We start from the raw sequence: 281 nt of genomic DNA, 5'->3' as shown, positions 1-281 counted from the left end.
GCGTTAAAAGAAAAGCCAAGATGTCCCATGATAAGGGAAGTAATCAAAACACCGATTGAATTACCAAGTTGGAGGCTACCGAAACGAATTTTACCAATGGCTAATCCAATCGATAAAACAACAAAGATGAGGAGAATGGGGTTTTGTTCTAACAGAAAAACAACGTCGATATTCACGGTGGTCGCTCAATAATTGGCGTGGAACACAGGGTAAGTTTGAAAGGTGAATTGTATCTAAATATAAATAAATTATAAGCAATATTTTGTTAATTTACTTGATTT

General features: G+C 34.9%; 1 pseudogene. It reads right to left on the bottom strand.

What is annotated here, in order from left to right:
• Positions 1-176: pseudogene (locus AB4507_RS20710) on the bottom strand (transporter); the annotation flags it as partial.
• Positions 177-281: the final 105 nt, after the last annotated feature.

The sequence above is a fragment of the Vibrio sp. 10N.222.54.A3 genome, from assembly GCF_041474095.1.
Classification (GTDB): Bacteria; Pseudomonadota; Gammaproteobacteria; order Enterobacterales; family Vibrionaceae; genus Vibrio; species Vibrio crassostreae_C.
This window is presented reverse-complemented; position numbering and strand designations above follow the sequence as displayed.